Raw genomic sequence first — 16507 nt, 5'->3', positions numbered from 1 at the left:
GGGGCGGGTTCAGCGTGTCTGCATGACGAACAGATGATACCCGTACTCGCCCAGGTGGTTTTCGTGGATCTCGAGTTCGCGGCGGATGTCGGCCAGGGCCTGGGAGGCGAAGGTCTCGCTCGCCAGGCTGGCCACGCGTGCGCTCAGCGGCTCCAGATAGTTGGCCCAGGCCTGCGCGCTCAAGGGGAAGTGCGACAGGGTGCGATAGCCCAGGCGGGCGATGGCGGCCAGGCGCGTGTCGACGCTGTGCAGGTCGGGGTAGGCGGCCTGCCAGAACGCCTCGGCCGAGGGGGCTAGCCTGTCGACCACCCGCACCAGGTCGCTGACCACCAGGTAACCCTGGGGTTTGAGGAAGGCGCGCCAGTACGCCAGGGCGTTGTCGAAGCCCATGATGTAGGCGCAACCCTCGGCCCAGATCGCGTCGAAGTGCCGAGGCGCGAACGGCAGATGGGTCATGCTCGCGCAAATCGGCGAGACCCGCGCCTGCAGGCCCTTGGCGACCAGGGTCGCGCGCAGGCAACCCAGGCTGTGCTCGTCGTTGTCCAGCGCAGTGATGTGCGCCTGGCTGTGTTCGGCCAGCAGCACGCTGGAGGCACCACGGCCGCAGCCGATGTCCAGCAGTGTTGCGGGGGCGTGGGGCAGGGCGCGCAGTGCGTTGAGCGAATCCTCTGGCGAGCCCGGGCCAAGGTGCTCGAGGCCATCGAAGATGCGTTCGAAGTCGGCCATGTAGCGGTCGTGTTCGTTCATGTCGCGGGACAGCCATTTCAGGCGCAGGGCCTGTTTCTCATTGAATCCCTGCCGGCGCAACCACGCCAGGTGGGCGCCGGGTGCCTGCTGCTCGAGGGCCTGGTGCCAGGGGCGCATGGACGACAACCCGAGCATCGCCGCCAGCAGGTCACGCGAGCGTTGTCGGGCGGCGATCTCCTCGTCCAGGGTGTGCAGGCGTTCGAGCAGGGCCGCGCGGTCCAGGCGCGCCTCCAGGCAGGCCTGGCATTCCTTCAGGCTCAGGCCGCCGGCCTGCAGTTGCTGCAACAACCGCAGCTGCTGCAGGTCCTGCTCGCCGTAGGTGCGATAACCGTTGGCCTGGCGCCGTGAGCTCACCAGCCCGAGTTTTTCGTAGTAGAGCAGCGTGGAGCGGCTCAGGCCCACCTTCGCCGCCAGTTCGGAAATGCGATACACCAGTCTTCCCCTCATGCAGTGGGGCGATGATGAACTATGAAGTTATAGACAGGTAAAGCGGATTTTCGCAGAAGGGCGCACGGGTGCCCTTCAAGCCTGGGTCGACAAGGTTCAGGCCGGATCCACCCCGATTTCCTCCATGAACTCGGCCAGGAATGACGCCAGCCGCTGATGCCTGAGCGCGGCCAGGCGTGCGCCTTCGCCGGTCTGCAAGCCCGAGGCGAGCTTGAGCAGCTTGGTGTGGAAATGCTCGATGGTGAAGCGGTTGTCGCGATAGTCCCGGCCTGCGGCGGTGGGGTTCTCGACGTCGTAGAGCGCCGACCCCGTGCGCCCGGACACATAGAAGCAGCGGGCGATGCCGACGGCGCCCATGGAGTCCAGGCGATCACTGTCCTGGAGGATCTTCGCTTCCAGGCTCTGCGGTGAAAGGCCCGCCGAGTAGCTGTGGGTCATCACCGCATGGGTCACCTGCTCGATGCGCGGAAGTGGCCAGCCCATGTCGGCGAGGATCGCGGCGGCGCGTTCGGCCGAAAGCGTCGAGGCCTGCGCACGCAGGGGCGAGTTCTTTTCCACTGCCACGCAATCGTGCAGCACGGTGGCGGCGAGCAGCACTTCGAGGTCGCCGCCTTCCCTGGCCTGGATACGCCGGACATTGCTCCAGACCCGTTGCAGATGGGCAAGGTCGTGGGAGCCGTCGTTACTGTCGGCGGGCAGGTGGGGCAGCAACTCGGCCGCTAGGGTCTGCAAGGGGAAGAAGGGCGTGTTGGTCAATGAAGGGCTCCAGCGGATCAGGGGAAAGGCGCAACGTCGAATTGCCCCAGCAACAGCATCAGTAGCAGCAAGAGTACGACAAGGCCGATGGCCGCTGTCCACTCGGCCTCGGCGCGCTCGGTGTGCCAGGCGCCCCTGGACGGATATCTGCCCAGCGTGGCCAGCTTCACCAGTGGCCAACCGAGCGGATAGCACAGGCTGCGGAACAGGACATGAACGGATAGTTCGCTGATCACCGGAGGCTCCTGTGGCCATGGTAAGGATGGTGCCAGGCTGCCCACAGCCGTCAACTGGCGTACTGGGCGATACCGTTGCCGAACGACCAGTTCTCCTTGCGCACCTCGACCAGGTTGATGAACACATCCTCCGGTCGCACGCCGGCCTCGCGCTCGAAACCTTCGGCGATGGCCTGGTATAGCGCCTTCTTCTGCTCCAGGGTGCGGCCTTCGTTGAGGGTGATCTGGATGAACACCTGGCCGTCGGAACGTTGGATGCCCAGGTACTGCGGGTCGCTCACCAGGCGGTCGCCGTCGTGTTCGGTCAGGATCTGGAAATTGTCGTGCTCGGGCACATTGATCGTTCGCCGCATGCAGGCGTAGACGATCTTGCCGAGTGTGCGCAGATGAGCCGGGTCGGGGTGGCGCTTGATATCGATGCGTACCAGTGGCATGTGGACTCCTTGGACGATGGCCAGGCGAGACGCAGAAGCTGGTAGGGCAGGATCAGGCATGAGCCCGGACAGGTGCCGGGCTCGGGAAGGCAACTACCGTTACTGCGGCAGTAGCTTGAGGGCACGCTCGCTCGCGTTATTGAAGACCTCGATCAGCCTTTTCGCCAGGGCGTCTTCGATGGCCGCGGCGGTGAGCAGGCCCTGGGTGAAACCGATGCCCTGGTCCTTGGCGACAGCCAGCTGCTGGCTATTCTCTGCCTCGGCCATGTCGCCCAGGTAGTGGGCTGCACGATAGGCGTAGCGCTCGGGGAGTGTCAGCTGTTCGAGGTCCTTCAGCGAGAGGGCGAACTGGCTGGCGGCGGCGGGCTTCAGGCTGAGTTGCTCGAACTGGAGCAGGCTCAGGCGATCGGTAGTCAAGGCGAATCTCCGTTTCATTGCGGGAACACCCGGTTACTGTCCTGCCTTTTGCCGGTCAACGCAAGGGTGGCCAGGGCAGTGGCGCGAAAAGAATCCGCTTTCCCACGGCATGGGTGGTCCTGCTGGAGGGACAAGGCGGTGCTTGGCTCAGGTGCTAAAACGTTCTAGCCTTCGCGTTTTGCTCATTTTCTTAAGGAATGCCTGCATGATCCCCACCCTCAGCCGCCGCCGCGTGCTCCAGGGCGCGCTCGGCTGCTCGGCCCTGCTGACCCTGCCCACCTGGGCGGACAATTCGCTGCGCCAGGCGATGCAACAGCTCGAGGCGGCCAGCGGCAGTACCATCGGCCTGTGGGCCTTGGACACCGGCAGCGGTCGGCAACTGGCCTGGCGTGGCGAAGAGCGCTTCGCCTTCTGCAGCACCTTCAAGGCTGTCCTTGCCGGCGCCGTCCTAAACCGCAGCGTATCCGAGCCGGGTTTGCTGGCGCGGCGCATCGCCTATGGCGCCGAGCAGTTGGTGGTCTATTCGCCGGTCACCGAAAAGCATGTCGGGCCGGGCATGACCGTCGCCGAGCTGTGCGCCGCCGCCGTGCAGTACAGCGACAACACCGCCGGCAACCTGCTGCTCGAGCTGGTCGGCGGTCCACCCGGGCTGACGGCGTTCGTCCGCGGCCTGGGCGATCCGACCTTCCGCCTCGATCGCAACGAGCCGACGCTGAACACCGCCTTGCCGGGTGATCCGCGTGACACCACGACGCCCTTGGCCATGGGCATGACCCTGCAGCGCCTGCTGCTCACCGATGGCCTGCCCGCCGCCGCGCAACAACAGCTGCAGGCCTGGCTCAAGGGCAACACCACCGGCGACACGCGCATTCGCGCCGGACTGCCGAAGGACTGGGTGGTGGGCGACAAGACCGGCTCGGGCGACTATGGCGTGGCCAACGATGTCGCGGTCATCTGGCCCAAGGGCCGGGCGCCGTGGATCCTGGTGGTGTTCAGCCGCGGCACGCAACAGGATGCGCCGTGGAACAGCGAAACGATCGCGGCGGCCACGCGGATCGTGGTGGAGGCCTGGAAGGGCTGAGCAATCGCACGGGCCTCATCGCGGGGCAAGCCCGCTCCCACAAGTGGTGGGGCGCGCGCTCACCCGCGATGAGGCCACAACAGACCATCACCCCACCCGCACCCGCCGCCGCTTCTTGCGGTACATCTCGCCATCGGCATGGCTGAGCAAGGTGTCGGCATCCTCGCCATCGGTGGGATAGCAGGCCACGCCGATGCTGCAGGACGGCATCCTGACATCGCCGAATTCGGCCCCGAGCGGCTCCTCCATGACCATGGCGATCTGCTCGACCACCTCGTACACGGCGTCCTCCGACGGCACGTCGGTCAGCAGCACGATGAACTCGTCGCCGCCGATCCGCGCCACGGTGTCCGCTTCCTGTACGCTGTCCTGCAGGCGTTGGGCGATGGTGCACAGCACGCGGTCGCCGGCCGCATGGCCGTGCACATCGTTGATGCCCTTGAAGTCGTTGACGTCGAGGAACAGCAGGGCCAGCCGGCGCTGCTGATGGCGGGCGGCGCGCAGGGCCGTGGCCAGGCGATCGTTGAATAGCGAGCGGTTGGTCAGCTTGGTCAGCGGGTCGTGATGGGCGAGAAAGCGCAGTTCCTGCTCGGCCTGGGTGAGGGCGGTGATGTTGCGCGCGACGCCGATCCGCGCCCCTACCTCGTCGGACCAGAAAGCCGCCCAGAGGATATGCACGATCTCGCCATCCTTGCGCACATAGCGGTTGCGAAAGTCGAAGTGCGGGGTGCCGTCCATGACCCGGACGATCGACGCGCGGGTGGCCTCCAGGTCGTTCGGGTGCATGTAGCGGGTGATCGGGGTGCCGGTCAGTTCGTCGGCGCGGTAGCCGAGCAAGGCCTCGCAGGCATTGCTCACGAACACGATGGTGTCGTCCCGGTCGACCACGAACACGGTGTCCAGCATCAGGTGGATCAGCCTGGGGTAGAGCGCTTGCAGGTCGACGGGCATAGGGCAGGGGTGTCCGATACGGGTAGCCCGGTCATGGTCCGATCACGCAGGGCGGCCGCGCGAGGTCCTGCAAGCCGCCGGGGGCCGCTCGCCGCGCCCGTGCAGCATACACAGGGTCGGGGGCGCGGCACACTACCTGTGGGCAAGCAGACCGTCGGCTACTTCAAGTGCCCTTGTCTGGCGGAAACGGCAACCGCCCCAGCAACTCGACGATTGTCGTCGCGCAGCGTCCGTCGGGGTCCAGGTCCGGATCGAAGACCGTGACCGTCATGCCCCGGCAGCGTCGGTCCGCCACGAACGGGGTGAGGATCCTCACCAGGTCGTCGGGGGCGATCCCCGGTGACCCAGGGCTGTCGACCGCGGGCATGATCGCCTGGTCCAGCACATCGATGTCCAGGTGTATCCAGAACCCCTGGCCAGGCTCCTGGTCGAGCGTGTCCCTGATCCGTGCGATGACCGCGTCCGGGCCGATGGCCAGCGCCTCGAAGACGTCGATTCGGTTGATGGCCGTATGGTTGACGTCGGGCCAGGCGAAGTCGTGATCACGGTTCTCGCGCTCGCCCAATTGGACAACCTGGGCATCGGCCACCAGCGGACCCGCTATGCCGGGCCAGTCGGTTGCCAGCGCCTCGCCACGGCCAGTGGCCAGGGCCAGGTCCATGCCGGCGACGGCGCCCAGGCTCTGTGCCGGGTCGTAGTTGCCGGGGTGGCGGAAGTCGCTGTGCCCGTCAATGTGCAGGAGCGACAGCGGGCCTGCGTGGTGCGCACCGGCCAGTGCGCCAAGCAGGATGGAGCAGTCTCCGCCGATGACCAGTGCAAAGTCATCCTCCTGCATGGCGGCACGCACCAGGTCCGCCAGGGCGAGATTGAACGCGCGCAGGGCGTGGCCGTTGCGCAGGCGGGTGCCAGGTTGTGCCTCGGCTGAGTAGAGCGGACGTGGCAGATGCCTCACGCTGCTGGCATTGATCGCCTGCAGCAGACCCGCTGCCAGCAGGGCTGACGGGGCGCGCCAGGTGCCGGGTTGGTGGCCTGGCCTCAGGGGACTGAGGCCGAGGTTCGAGGGGGCGGCGATGACTTGCATGGGGCAGACCTTCGCTCGGTTGAAGACCTAGAGTTTCCAGCATCCGGCGAAGCGCTTGCAAACCCCTTCGCGTTGATCCAGTTCAGCCATGCTGCGCAGGTGTTCGAGGTTGATCTGCGCAATCGTCTCCTGCAGGACGTAGTTGTAGTAGTAGGCCATGTCGCGCATGCGCTGGGCCTTGCTCGGCAGGCCCGCGTCGTTGTTGCCACCGGCCCAGACCTGCAACTGCTCGTCGCGCACGCTGCGCAGGTAGGCGCGGCTGTCGGCGTCGTAGCGTACCAGCGTACGTGCCTTGAGGTTGGCGAGCGCCTCGGCGAGCGTTTGCAGGTTCTGCTGGTACTGCTGCCAGTAGGCCTCTGGCAGATCGAGGCCCAGTTCCCGCTTGCGCTCCGCTACCTGGACTTCGGGGGAGGCTTGCCGAGTGAGGGCGACGGCTTTACGCAACGTGGTCAGTTGCTCCATCTCCGGGGTGACGCTGTCGCGGATGATGCTGTCGATCAACGCGGTGCGCCGGGCGGTATCGGGTAGCGGCGTGGGTTTTTTCGGGAACAGCGCTGACGTACCCCAGCAGGCGCTTGGAATGGTGTCGATCATCGGATAGGGCTGGCGCTGGTCCTTGCCCTCGACCCGTTGCAAACGCACCAGTGTCGCCTGGCAGTAGCCAGGCGACTGGTCGAAGCGCAGTTCATATTCGGAGCCTGCCTGCGGTGTCAGGGTGAACGAGGCCGAGCAGACCGTGTTGGCGCCCTGGGTGTTGGCACGAACATGTACCGGCTGGCCGGGCTCGAGGCGGATCTCGTAGTAGCTGTTGCTGTTTGCCGGCGGCGGTACGCTCATGTCGGCCCGTCGGCGAGAGTCGGGCACGAAGAGGTTGTTGAGGATGCCGGTGGTCCGGCCTTCACAGCGCGCGCTGTCGAACAGGTCGAGGGTGGCGCTGCCATTGCCCGAGATGTAGCGCAGCTTGGCGGCATCAGGGCGGGTGCTGTCGATGTAGGTGCCATTGATACTGCAGGCGCTGACCAGGGTGGACAGGGCGAACAGGGCAAGCAGGCGGGCGGCGGGGGGCATGATCGTCCGTGAGTGAGGCCGTGGGGGCGCCGATGCTAGGGCGATTCCGGCTATTCGTCCAGTGGGCCGAAGATGATCGGCCCACGGTAGTGGAACGAACCGATGAGGGCCAGGTGCTTTTCAGTTCCTACAGGCTAGCGATCAGGAGGCATCGGCCTGGCTGGCCATCAGAGCGTTGAGCTCTGCATAGCTGTGGGCCTTCAATCCGTGGGTGTCGAGCTGGCCGCTTTCCAGGAAACGCTGGGCCAGGCCGCTCATGGCGCCGCAGAGAAACTCGGCGATGCTCGAGCCGGCACTCAGGCGGCGAACGCCAAGCCGTTGCAGTTCGGTGGGGGTGAGCAAGCCTGCGCGCCAGAGCAGGTTGACCGGCAGCGTTACCTCCCGGCACAGCGTGGCGATCTCGCCGGGCTCGACCACGCCGGCGGCGAACAGCCCGTTCGCGCCACCAGCGGCATAGCGCGCGGCGCGCCGCAGGAGCTCCTCGAGGCGCTGCTCGGCGGGCAGCAGGTTCTTCAGGTAGACATCGCTGCGCACGTTGATGAACAGGTCGACCCCACGCCGGCTCGCGGCGTTTCTGGCGGCGTCGAGCTTGCGCAGGAGCTGTTCGGGAGACTGCGTGCCGTCCTCGATGTTGATCCCCACCGCGCCTGCGGCGATGACCGTGTCGACGACCTTGGCAACCTGTTCGGGGGCGTCCGAATAGCCGCCTTCGATATCCACCGTCAGCGGCACGCTGAGCACCCTTGCCATCGACTCGACGGTGCCGGCCAGCAATGCCAGGGGCAGCTTGTCGCCGTCCTGGTAACCATGCGACCAGGCCACGGCGGCGCTGCTGGTGGCGACCGCCTGGCTGCCCTGGCGCTCGACCAGGCGCGCGCCGCCAGCGTCCGCCACGTTGGCCAGGAGTAACAACCCTTGCTGGTGAAGCCCATGAAAAACGCGATCCAGTGCTGCCATGACGACATGACTCCCTTGAACATCCTGTTGATGGTTCATTGCGGGGCCTAGATTGCCATTTTCCGTGGGGTTCGACGAGCGTGTTGCAGCGCCTGTGAGATCGAGCGCCGCCCGCGCGGCGCTCGATCTTGTAGGCGCTGCAACTCTAATGTCGAACACCTCGAAAGGACCAGCCCTCAAAGCCTGCCGATCTTCTCCAGCTCAACCCCAAGCTGATCGCGCCCGAGGCGGTCCAGGGGCAGGGCCAGGAACGCCCGGCAGCGCCGTTCGATATGCGCCAGGGTGGCGCGGAAGGCGGCGTCGATGGCCTGCTCGTCGCCCACCACCTCGGACGGGTCCGCCAGCCCCCAGTGGCATTTCAGGGCCGGGCCGAAGTACACCGGGCAGGTTTCTCCGGCGGCCTTGTCGCACACGGTGATGACGATGTCCGGCGGGTTGTGCGCGAAGGCGTCGTTGCCTTTGCTGCTCAGCCCCTCGATGGCGATGCCGGCCTGCTGCAGGGTGCCCAGGCTGCGCGGCAGCACCTGGCCCCGGGGAAAGCTGCCCGCGCTCACGGCTTGCCAGCCCGGCGGCGCCAGGTGGTTGAACAGGGCTTCGCTGAGGATGCTGCGGCAGCTGTTGGCCGTGCACATGAACAGGACTTGCATGGGGCGCTCCGGGTATCAAAGGCTCAGGCGCAAGGCCAGGGCCGAGAGGGTGATCAACAGGACCGGCAGGGTCAGCAGGATGCCGACCTTGAAGTAGTAGCCCCAGGTGATGCGCATGCCCTTGCGCTCCAGCACGTGCAGCCAGAGCAGGGTGGCGAGGCTGCCGATGGGGGTGATCTTGGGGCCCAGGTCGCAGCCGATGACGTTGGCGTAGATCATCGCTTCGCGCACCAGGCCCTGGGCATCGCTGGCCTGGATCGACAGGGCGCCGATGAGCACGCTGGGCATGTTGTTCATCACCGACGACAGCAAGGCGGCGAGCAGGCCGGTGCCGAGGGTGGCGCTCCACAGACCGTGCGCGGCCAGGCGGTCGAGCAGTTGCGTGAGCAGATCGGTGAGGCCGGCGTTCTTCAGTCCGTACACCACCAGGTACATGCCCAGCGAGAAGATCACCACCTGCCAGGGCGCCTCGCGCAGCACGCGGCGGGTGGAGATGCGATGGCCACGGGCGGCAACGGCGAACAGCATCGCCGCGCACACGGCCGCCACCGCGCTGACCGGCACGCCCAACGGTTCCAGGGCGAACAACCCGACCAGCAGCACCACCAGCATCCAGCCGCCGACCACGAAGGTGGCGCGGTCATGGATCGCCGCTTCGGGGGCCTTGAGCGCATCGAGGGCATAGTGACGGGGCAGATCACGACGGAAGAACAGCCACAGCACGCCGAGGGTGGCGACGACGCTGACCAGGTTCACCGGGACCATCACCGCGGCGTACTCGCCGAAGCCCAGGCCGAAATAGTCCGCCGAAACGATATTGACCAGGTTCGATACCACCAGCGGCAGGCTCGCGGTGTCGGCGATGAAGCCGGCAGCCATGACGAACGCCAGGGTCGTGGCGGCCGAGAAGCGCAAGGCCAGCAGCATCGACATGACGATGGGGGTGAGGATCAGCGCGGCGCCGTCGTTGGCGAACACTGCCGACACCGCCGCGCCCAGCAGCACGCAGAAGGCGAACAGGCGGTAGCCGCTGCCATTGGCCCAGCGCGCCACATGCAGGGCGGCCCATTCGAAGAAGCCGGCTTCGTCGAGCAGCAGGCTGATGATAATGATGGCGATGAAGGTGGCCGTGGCGTTCCAGACGATGGCCCAGACCGCCGGGATGTCCTGCAGCGAGACTGCGCCGACGGCCAGGGCGATCAGCGCGCCGAGTGCCGCGCTCCAGCCCACGCCCAGGCCACGGGGTTGCCAGATCACCAGCACCAAGGTGAAGACGAAAACCGCGATCGCGATCAGCATGGGTGTTTTCCGGGGGCAGGTTCAGCAGCAGGCGGCGCGTTGCGGGCGGCCGTCCATGAGCTGCAGGCGGGTGGTGTTGTCGTGCAGCCAGGTTTCGTTGGCCCGCAGGGTCAGTTGCAGCAGGTCATGCACCCAGGCGGGGAGCTGCGGGGCGAGGCGGTAGTACACCCACTGGCCCTGGCGGCGGTCCTGCAACAGGCCGCAGTTGCGCAGCTGGGCCAGGTGGCGGCTGATCTTCGGCTGGCTGTCGCCGAGGGCGCACATCAACTCGCAGACGCACAACTCGCCCGACTGGGCGATCAGCAAGGTGGCACGGGCGCGGGTCTCGTCGGCGAGGCATTTGAATACCTCGGGGGGCGTGAGCATGGGGATGGCCTATACATATGGAAAATCGAATATACGGATTTCCATATGTAAAGCGCAACCCCATCGCGGGGCATGCCCGCTCCCACGCTGTGTCAGCTCAAGTCATGTTTGTTCCAGAGGGAAGCAGGCAGCGCATGGACTGTTCAGCGGCGATAGTAGCGGTGGTCGTCGTCGTAGCGATGACGCAGGGCGCGTTCGTGATGGCGCTCCCAGTAGCGCTGCCGTTCCATTTCCCGGCGGTGCTGTTCCCGGCGCCATTGTTCGCGGCGCCACTGCTCTCGACGCCAGTCGTCGCGGTGATCGTGCCAGCGCTCGTCGTGCCGGTAGCGGTCGTCATGGGCCAGCAGGGTTGACGAGGACGTGCTGGTCAGGCTTGGCCAAGGGTTTTCGCTGGCCTGGCGGTCCGCCAGGTCGAGGGTGTGGGCGGGAGGTGTTGAAGTCTTCATCGGTGCGGCGGATGCCGAGCCTGCGGCCGCGAGTGCGAACAGGCCAACGAGCAGCATGCATGGGGCAGGGAATTTCATGAGTGAAGACAACCTCTGATTGGCAGTTGAGCGTGTGTTCGGTGGCTGTTGGAACAACCGTGGAACGCACTCACCCAATAGACCGGGAAAACGGAAAAAGTTCTGGAGGGGTGTTTGTCCCGAGTCTTGTCCTCATAGGCGCTGCAAGAGCTGTGGCGAACACCTCTCAGAGCGAGACGAAGCATCTGGCAGAAAGTAAATGATAAGAATTATCATAAGCACCTTTTCGCCCTCCCCAGAGAGTCGCCGCATGTCTTCAACCAACCGCGAGCCGGCACTGGACCTGATCCAGAACAGTGAAGCCGAGCCGCTGGCCACCCGGGGTTGCCGGGCGAAGGTGTCGCGGCGAACACTGCTCGGTGGTCTGGCCGCGACCGGTGCGCTCCTCGCCAGTGGCTATGGCATAAGCCAATGTGACGTGCTGCCAACCCTGTTCAGCGATTGCGCCACCGGCACCGGACAACGACGCGGCTGGCGACTGGCACCGGGCCTTTCGGTGCTACTCGATAGCCGCAGCGCGCTGGACAGCGTCGGCCGCGCCGTGACCTTGCAACGTGGCCGGGTGTTGCTGGAAGTGACGCAGGGCGCCGGAGTCAGCTTGCGAACTGCACAGGCACGCATTCTGCCGGGGCAGACGGCGCGCTTGATCGTCCAGCAACAGGCCTCCTTCACCCTGGTGCAGATGCTCGAGGGCGTGGCGTCGATCGAGTATGGCTCAGCAGCCCCGGTGGCACTGGACACCGGTTGGCAGCAACTGTTCAGTGATACGCAAAGCACCCCGAGGGCCGCATTGCCAGCCGGGGCCGGAGCCTGGACCCACGGACACCTGGTGGCCGAGCGCATGCCCCTGGCCGAGGTGCTCGAGGAACTCGACAACTATCGCCCTGGCGTGCTCCGGTGCGACCCGCGGGTTGCGGGGCTGCAGGTCAGCAGATCGTTGTCCCTCGACCAGCCGGACGATAGCCTGGTGCTGCTCAGCGAAGTGCTGCCGGTCCGGGTCCAGCGGGTGCTGGGGTTCTGGGTCAACGTGGTGCCAGCCTGAGCCGGCTGCTCTCATTCGCAGACAGACCTAGTTGTTCACCAACAACTCCGGCCCCAGGTACCGGTTGATCTGGTCGATGTCGTCATCCCCCAGGCTGCCCACCGCCGAGGCCAGGCGCAGGCGCGACATCAGGTAGCGCAGCTTGGCCTCGAACAGGTCATGCCGTGCCACGAACAGCAGCTCCTCGGCGTCGAGCACATCGGCGTTGGTGCTGGTGCCGCCGGCACTGAAGCCCTTGCGTGCCGACAGCAGCGAGCGTTCGTTGGAGGCCACCGCCTTTTCCAGCGCGTGCACGCGCAGGGCGCCGCTTTGCACGCCACGAAATTCGCGGGTGGTGCCGGTGATGACTTCCTCGCGTGTGGCGTCGAGCTCGTCCAGCGCCTTGGCGCTGTTGGCGCTGGCCTGGCGGCTCAACGCGCTGACGCCACCGCCGCTGTACAGCGGAATGTTCAGCTCCAGGCCGATCGAACTGTAGTGGTTGCGCTGGTTCAGCTCGGAGATCGACTGGCTCTTGCCGGCGGTGTAGCCGGCGACGAAGTCCAGGGTCGGCCAGTGGCCGGCCTTGGCGCGCTTGACCTCTTCCTCGGCCAGCGCGTAGCTGTGCCGGCGCGCCTGAATCACCGGGCTGTCGGCCTGGGCCCTGGCCAGCCAGTCGCGCAGGTTGTCCGGCAGCAGCGGCGGGGTGGCGAAGTCCGCCTGCAGGGTGGTCAGCGACACGGGTGTCTCGCCGATGTACTCGGCCAGCTTGCGGCTGGCGTTGGCCAGGTTGTCCCGGGCCTCGATCAGTTCGGCCTCGGCGAGGTCACGGCGGGCCAGGGACTCGTCGATGTCGGTGATGGTGCCGGCCCCCAGCTGCATGCGTCGCCTGGCCGAGCTGAGCTGCTCCTCGAAGGCGCCGAGCTTGGCCCGGGCCAGGCTGATGGTCTCGCTGGCCAGGAGCACGTCGAAGTAGCTGTCGGCCAGGCGCACGGCGGCGTCCTGGCTCTTGGCATCGAACACCGCCACGCTGTAGTCGGCGCGTTGCTGGCCCTGGCGGTATTCGGCCATCTTCTGCTTGTTGAACAGCGGCTGACGCAGGCGCAGGTTGGCGCCGGTGGCGTCATAGTCGAGGTCGTTGTCGATGCCGTGCTGGCGCTGGCTGCCGTCGATGCGGTTGGCGTAGGCCGAGGCGTTGACCTGCGGCAGCAGGCCGGCCTGGCCGATGGCGCGGTTTTCCAGGCCGGCCTGCTGTTCATGCACCGCGGCGCGGTAGATCGGTCCCTGGTACTGCAGCAGGTCCCAGGCTTGCTTGAGGTCCATGGCGCCTGCTGGCGATGCCAGTGCCAGCAGGCACAGGCCAAGGCAGTGGCGATTCATCTCATTGCTCCTTGAACGCGGCGTCGACGCGTTCGAGCAGGGGTTTGAGCAGGTAGCTCAGCAGGTTGCGCTCGCCGGTCTTGATGGTGACGGTGGCGGGCATGCCGGGGCGGATATGGTTGCTGCCGAGCAAGGCCATGCCGTCGGCCGTGACCTCCACCTGGGCCAGGTAGAACGGCTGCTTGCTCTCCTCGTCGAGCAGGCGATCAGCGGAGACGGTCAGCACGCGCCCGGGAATGTTCGGCGTGCTGGCGTGGTTGAAGGCGGGGAAGGCGATGTCCACGGCCAGGCCCGGGGTCATACGGTCGATGGCCTGCACCGGGATCATCGCGTCGACCTGCAGCGGCTCGTCGAGCGGGACGACCTCCATGATCCGGCTGCCGGGCTGGACCACCCCGCCGACGGTGGCGATGCTCAAGGCCTGGACCATGCCGTCGATGGGCGCGCGGATGATCGTATGGGTCACTTCGTAGTCCAGGGCGCGCAGGCGGTCAGCCAGGGTGGTGCTTTCCTTGGCGGTGTCGGTCAGCTGCGACTGCACCTCCTTGAGGTAGTCGTGGCGGCGCTGCAGGACGCGCAGCCTGAGCTCGTTGATCTGGCTGCGCACCCGGGCGATGTTGTTGAGGTTCTCGGCCTGGCCGGCGGAGAGGTCGGCGTTGCTGCGCTCAAGCTCCAGCAGGCGGTTGCGCGGCACGTAGCCTTCGGCCGCGAGCATGCGCGTGCCTTGCAGCTCCTGGCCGAGGAAGCCGATCTGCGAGGCGCGGGCGCCATATACCTGCTGCAGGCCCTTGAGCTGCACCGCCGAGGCGGCGAGGTTCTCCTCGAGGATGCCGATCTCGCCGGCCAGGCCCGCGCGGCGGGTCGCCAGCAGGTGCTGTTGCAGGTCCATGGCCGCCAACAGGCGCGGATCGTCTTCGAACTGGCGTAGCAGGGCTGGGGCGAAGGTCACCGTGTCGTGGCCGTCGCGCTCGGCCTCCAGGCGGTTCTCCACGGTCTTGCTGACAATGTACTGGGCGCTGACCGCGCCTTGCTCGGCCACCGCATGCAGGGCGTCGAGGCGTACCAGCGCCTGGCCTTTGTTCACCCGCTCACCCTCGTGCACCAGGATCGCTTCGACGGTGCCGCCGGTCAGGTGCTGCACGGCCTTGCGGTTGCTGGTGACCTTGACCGTGCCGGTGGCGACCACGCCGGCGTCCAGGGGCGCCAGCCATGACCACAGGAGGAAACCGCCGAAGCCGGCGAGCACCAGCCACAGGCCCCAGCGCACGGGTTTGCCGACGTCGAGGTCGATCGGGGTACCGTCGCTGGGCAGCAGTTCGGTTTGCGTGGAATGGATCATGATCGGTCACTCCCGTACCTTGACGGCGGCCAGCGGGGTCGCGGCACCAGCGGGGATCACGCTGGCCGTGCGCAGGGCGGCGAACACTTCTTCACGGCTGCCGAGCATCTGCACGGCGCCGTCGCGCAGCATCAGCACCTTGTCGACGGCGCAGAGCACGTTGGGGCGGTGCGAGATCAGCACCACCGTGGCGCCGCGGCCCTTGAGCTCGGCGAGGGCGTCGACCAGGGCCTTCTCGCCGAGGTCGTCGAGGTTGGCGTTCGGTTCGTCCAGCACGATCAGGTTGGGTTCGCCGTACAGCGCGCGGGCCAGGGCGATGCGTTGCTTCTGGCCGCCGGACAGTGGGCCGCCGTCGCTGTCCAGGCGGGTGTCGTAGCCCTGGGCAAAGCGCAGGATCATGTCGTGCACGCCTGCGCTCCGGGCGGCGCGGATCACCGCCTCGCTGTCCACCTCGGCGAAGCGGGCGATGTTGTCGGCGATGCTGCCTTCGAACAGCTCGACATCCTGGGGCAGGTAGCCGAGCCAGGGGCCCAGTTCACGTTTGTTCCAGGTGAAGATGTCGGCGCCGTCCAGGCGCACCTTGCCGGCCTGGGCTGGCCACACCCCGACCAGCAACCGCGCCAGGGTCGACTTGCCAGAGGCGGACGGGCCGATCACCCCGAGGCTTTCACCCGGCGTCAGGCTCAGGCTGACGCCGCGCAGGATGGTGCTGCTGGTGCCGGGCGCGCCGGCATAGACGTTCTCTACCGCCAGCATGCCCAGCGGCCGTTGCAGCGACATGCTCGGCGGGCGCTGCGGGTAGTCCTGCAGCAAGCCGTTGAGCCGGCCCCAGGCCAGGCGGCAGCCGAGCAGAGGCTTCCACGCGGAGATCACCTGTTCCACCGGGCCCAAGGCTCGGCCGGTAAGAATCGAGCAGGCGATCATCATGCCCGGGGTGATCTTGCCCTCGATCGCCAGCAGGGCCCCGGTGCCGAGGATCAGCGACTGCAGGGTGATGCGCACGAAGCGCCCGATGCTGCCGATGACGGCGGCGCGGTCGGAGGCCAGGGTCTGCATCTGCAGGATGCGCAGGTGGCTCTGGAACCAGCGCTGGCTGATCGACGGCAGCATGCCCATGGCCTCGATCACCTCGGCGTTGCGCAGGTTGTTGTTGGCGTAATGGGCGCAGGCGAGGGCGGCGTGGTTGGCCTCGCCCAGGGGCTGCTTGGTGGCCTTTTCGGTGAGCCAGGCCAGGGCCGCGAGGATCAGCGAGCCGCCCAGCGTGACCAGGCCGAGCAGCGGGTGGATCAGGTAGGCGACGAGCAGGTAGATCGGTGTCCAGGGCGCGTCGAAGAAGGCGAACAGGCCGTTGCCGGTGAGGAACTGACGCACCTGCGCCAGGTCCTGCAGCGCCTGGCCGGGGCTGCCGCCGGCACGGCTGAGGTTGCGCTCGAAGGCAGCGTTGAACAGGCGCCGGTTGAGCGTCATGTCCAGACGGTTGCCGACCCGCACCAGCACCCGGCTGCGCAGCATCTCCAGGGTGGTCATCAGCAGGAACAGCCCTACCACCAGCACCGTCAGCATGCCCAGGGTCGTGAGGTTGCGGCTGACCAGTGCGCGGTCGTACACCTGCAGCATGTACACGGCGGGCGTCAACATCATGACGTTTATCACCCCGCTGAACACCGCCAGTGCATAGAAACTGCGTCGCAGTTGAAACAGTGCCTCGGCCAGCTCGGAGCGGGTGCCTGTCTGCCTGGTCATCGGGGGAGCCTCCCTC

Annotated in this window: 18 protein-coding genes; 2 read left to right on the top strand and 16 right to left on the bottom strand. The window is 66.8% G+C overall.

The features are described 5' to 3' along the window. Positions 1–9: 9 nt before the first annotated feature. From V0R62_RS14945 to V0R62_RS14925, 5 genes are all read right to left on the bottom strand, one after another. On the bottom strand, positions 10–1179 hold the full coding sequence (locus V0R62_RS14945) for a MerR family transcriptional regulator (protein ID WP_330104286.1): 1170 nt from the start codon (positions 1177–1179) through the stop codon (positions 10–12). 111 nt (positions 1180–1290) lie between these two features. Then, positions 1291–1950, bottom strand: coding sequence for an HD domain-containing protein (locus tag V0R62_RS14940; protein ID WP_330104285.1), 660 nt, complete (start codon positions 1948–1950; stop codon positions 1291–1293). A 17-nt stretch (positions 1951–1967) separates the two neighbouring features. Next, on the bottom strand, positions 1968–2186 hold the full coding sequence (locus tag V0R62_RS14935) for a hypothetical protein (RefSeq protein WP_330104284.1): 219 nt from the start codon (positions 2184–2186) through the stop codon (positions 1968–1970). A 50-nt stretch (positions 2187–2236) separates the two neighbouring features. Beyond that, positions 2237–2620: a tautomerase family protein gene (locus tag V0R62_RS14930; protein ID WP_330104283.1), complete on the bottom strand. Its 384-nt coding sequence runs from the start codon at positions 2618–2620 to the stop codon at positions 2237–2239. 99 nt (positions 2621–2719) lie between these two features. Next, positions 2720–3037, bottom strand: a complete 318-nt coding sequence (locus V0R62_RS14925) for a hypothetical protein (RefSeq protein ID WP_050705170.1) — start codon at positions 3035–3037, stop codon at positions 2720–2722. Positions 3038–3242: 205 nt separating this feature from the next. On the opposite strand from V0R62_RS14925, the gene bla reads away from it, so the two are divergent. Continuing rightward, the gene (gene bla / locus V0R62_RS14920; RefSeq protein ID WP_330104282.1) at positions 3243–4118 is read left to right on the top strand and encodes a class A beta-lactamase; all 876 of its coding nucleotides are present in this window, start codon (positions 3243–3245) and stop codon (positions 4116–4118) included. Positions 4119–4205: 87 nt separating this feature from the next. On the opposite strand, the gene V0R62_RS14915 is transcribed toward bla, so the two are convergent. The 8 genes from V0R62_RS14915 to V0R62_RS14880 all read right to left on the bottom strand — a co-directional run bounded on the left by V0R62_RS14915 (position 4206) and on the right by V0R62_RS14880 (position 11011). Next, the gene (locus tag V0R62_RS14915) at positions 4206–5069 is read right to left on the bottom strand and encodes a sensor domain-containing diguanylate cyclase (RefSeq protein WP_330104281.1); all 864 of its coding nucleotides are present in this window, start codon (positions 5067–5069) and stop codon (positions 4206–4208) included. Positions 5070–5232: 163 nt separating this feature from the next. Next, positions 5233–6150, bottom strand: coding sequence for an arginase family protein (locus tag V0R62_RS14910; RefSeq protein WP_330104280.1), 918 nt, complete (start codon positions 6148–6150; stop codon positions 5233–5235). Positions 6151–6177: 27 nt separating this feature from the next. Beyond that, complete coding sequence (locus tag V0R62_RS14905) at positions 6178–7218, bottom strand: hypothetical protein (RefSeq protein WP_330104279.1); 1041 nt, start codon at positions 7216–7218, stop codon at positions 6178–6180. A 141-nt stretch (positions 7219–7359) separates the two neighbouring features. Further along, on the bottom strand, positions 7360–8175 hold the full coding sequence (locus V0R62_RS14900; protein WP_330104278.1) for an isocitrate lyase/phosphoenolpyruvate mutase family protein: 816 nt from the start codon (positions 8173–8175) through the stop codon (positions 7360–7362). 176 nt (positions 8176–8351) lie between these two features. Then, positions 8352–8822, bottom strand: a complete 471-nt coding sequence (locus tag V0R62_RS14895; RefSeq protein WP_330104277.1) for an arsenate reductase ArsC — start codon at positions 8820–8822, stop codon at positions 8352–8354. Between the two features lie 15 nt (positions 8823–8837). After that, positions 8838–10121 (bottom strand): arsenic transporter, encoded by a 1284-nt coding sequence (locus tag V0R62_RS14890; RefSeq protein WP_330104276.1) that lies wholly within the window; start codon positions 10119–10121, stop codon positions 8838–8840. A 21-nt stretch (positions 10122–10142) separates the two neighbouring features. Then, complete coding sequence (locus tag V0R62_RS14885; RefSeq protein ID WP_050705179.1) at positions 10143–10487, bottom strand: metalloregulator ArsR/SmtB family transcription factor; 345 nt, start codon at positions 10485–10487, stop codon at positions 10143–10145. A 143-nt stretch (positions 10488–10630) separates the two neighbouring features. After that, a complete protein-coding gene (locus V0R62_RS14880; protein ID WP_330104275.1) occupies positions 10631–11011 on the bottom strand; it encodes a hypothetical protein in 381 nt (126 codons plus the stop codon). Positions 11012–11261: 250 nt separating this feature from the next. Here V0R62_RS14880 and V0R62_RS14875 point away from each other — a divergent pair, with 250 nt between their 5' ends. After that, positions 11262–12053 carry a FecR domain-containing protein gene (locus V0R62_RS14875; RefSeq protein ID WP_330104274.1) on the top strand — a complete coding sequence of 264 codons (792 nt, stop codon included), beginning with the start codon at positions 11262–11264 and terminating at the stop codon, positions 12051–12053. A gap of 27 nt (positions 12054–12080) precedes the next feature. On the opposite strand, the gene V0R62_RS14870 is transcribed toward V0R62_RS14875, so the two are convergent. Genes V0R62_RS14870 through V0R62_RS14860 form a run of 3 tightly spaced genes read right to left on the bottom strand, consistent with a single transcriptional unit; the run spans position 12081 to position 16491 of the window. Beyond that, entirely contained in the window at positions 12081–13409 is a 1329-nt protein-coding gene (locus V0R62_RS14870; protein WP_330104273.1) for a TolC family outer membrane protein, read from the bottom strand. Between the two features lies 1 nt (position 13410). Next, positions 13411–14748, bottom strand: a complete 1338-nt coding sequence (locus tag V0R62_RS14865; RefSeq protein WP_330104272.1) for an HlyD family type I secretion periplasmic adaptor subunit — start codon at positions 14746–14748, stop codon at positions 13411–13413. A 6-nt stretch (positions 14749–14754) separates the two neighbouring features. Continuing rightward, positions 14755–16491 (bottom strand): type I secretion system permease/ATPase, encoded by a 1737-nt coding sequence (locus tag V0R62_RS14860; protein ID WP_330104271.1) that lies wholly within the window; start codon positions 16489–16491, stop codon positions 14755–14757. Between the last annotated feature and the right edge of the window lie 16 nt (positions 16492–16507).

The organism is Pseudomonas carassii (assembly GCF_036324045.1).
GTDB lineage: Bacteria > Pseudomonadota > Gammaproteobacteria > Pseudomonadales > Pseudomonadaceae > Aquipseudomonas > Aquipseudomonas peradeniyensis.
This window is presented reverse-complemented; position numbering and strand designations above follow the sequence as displayed.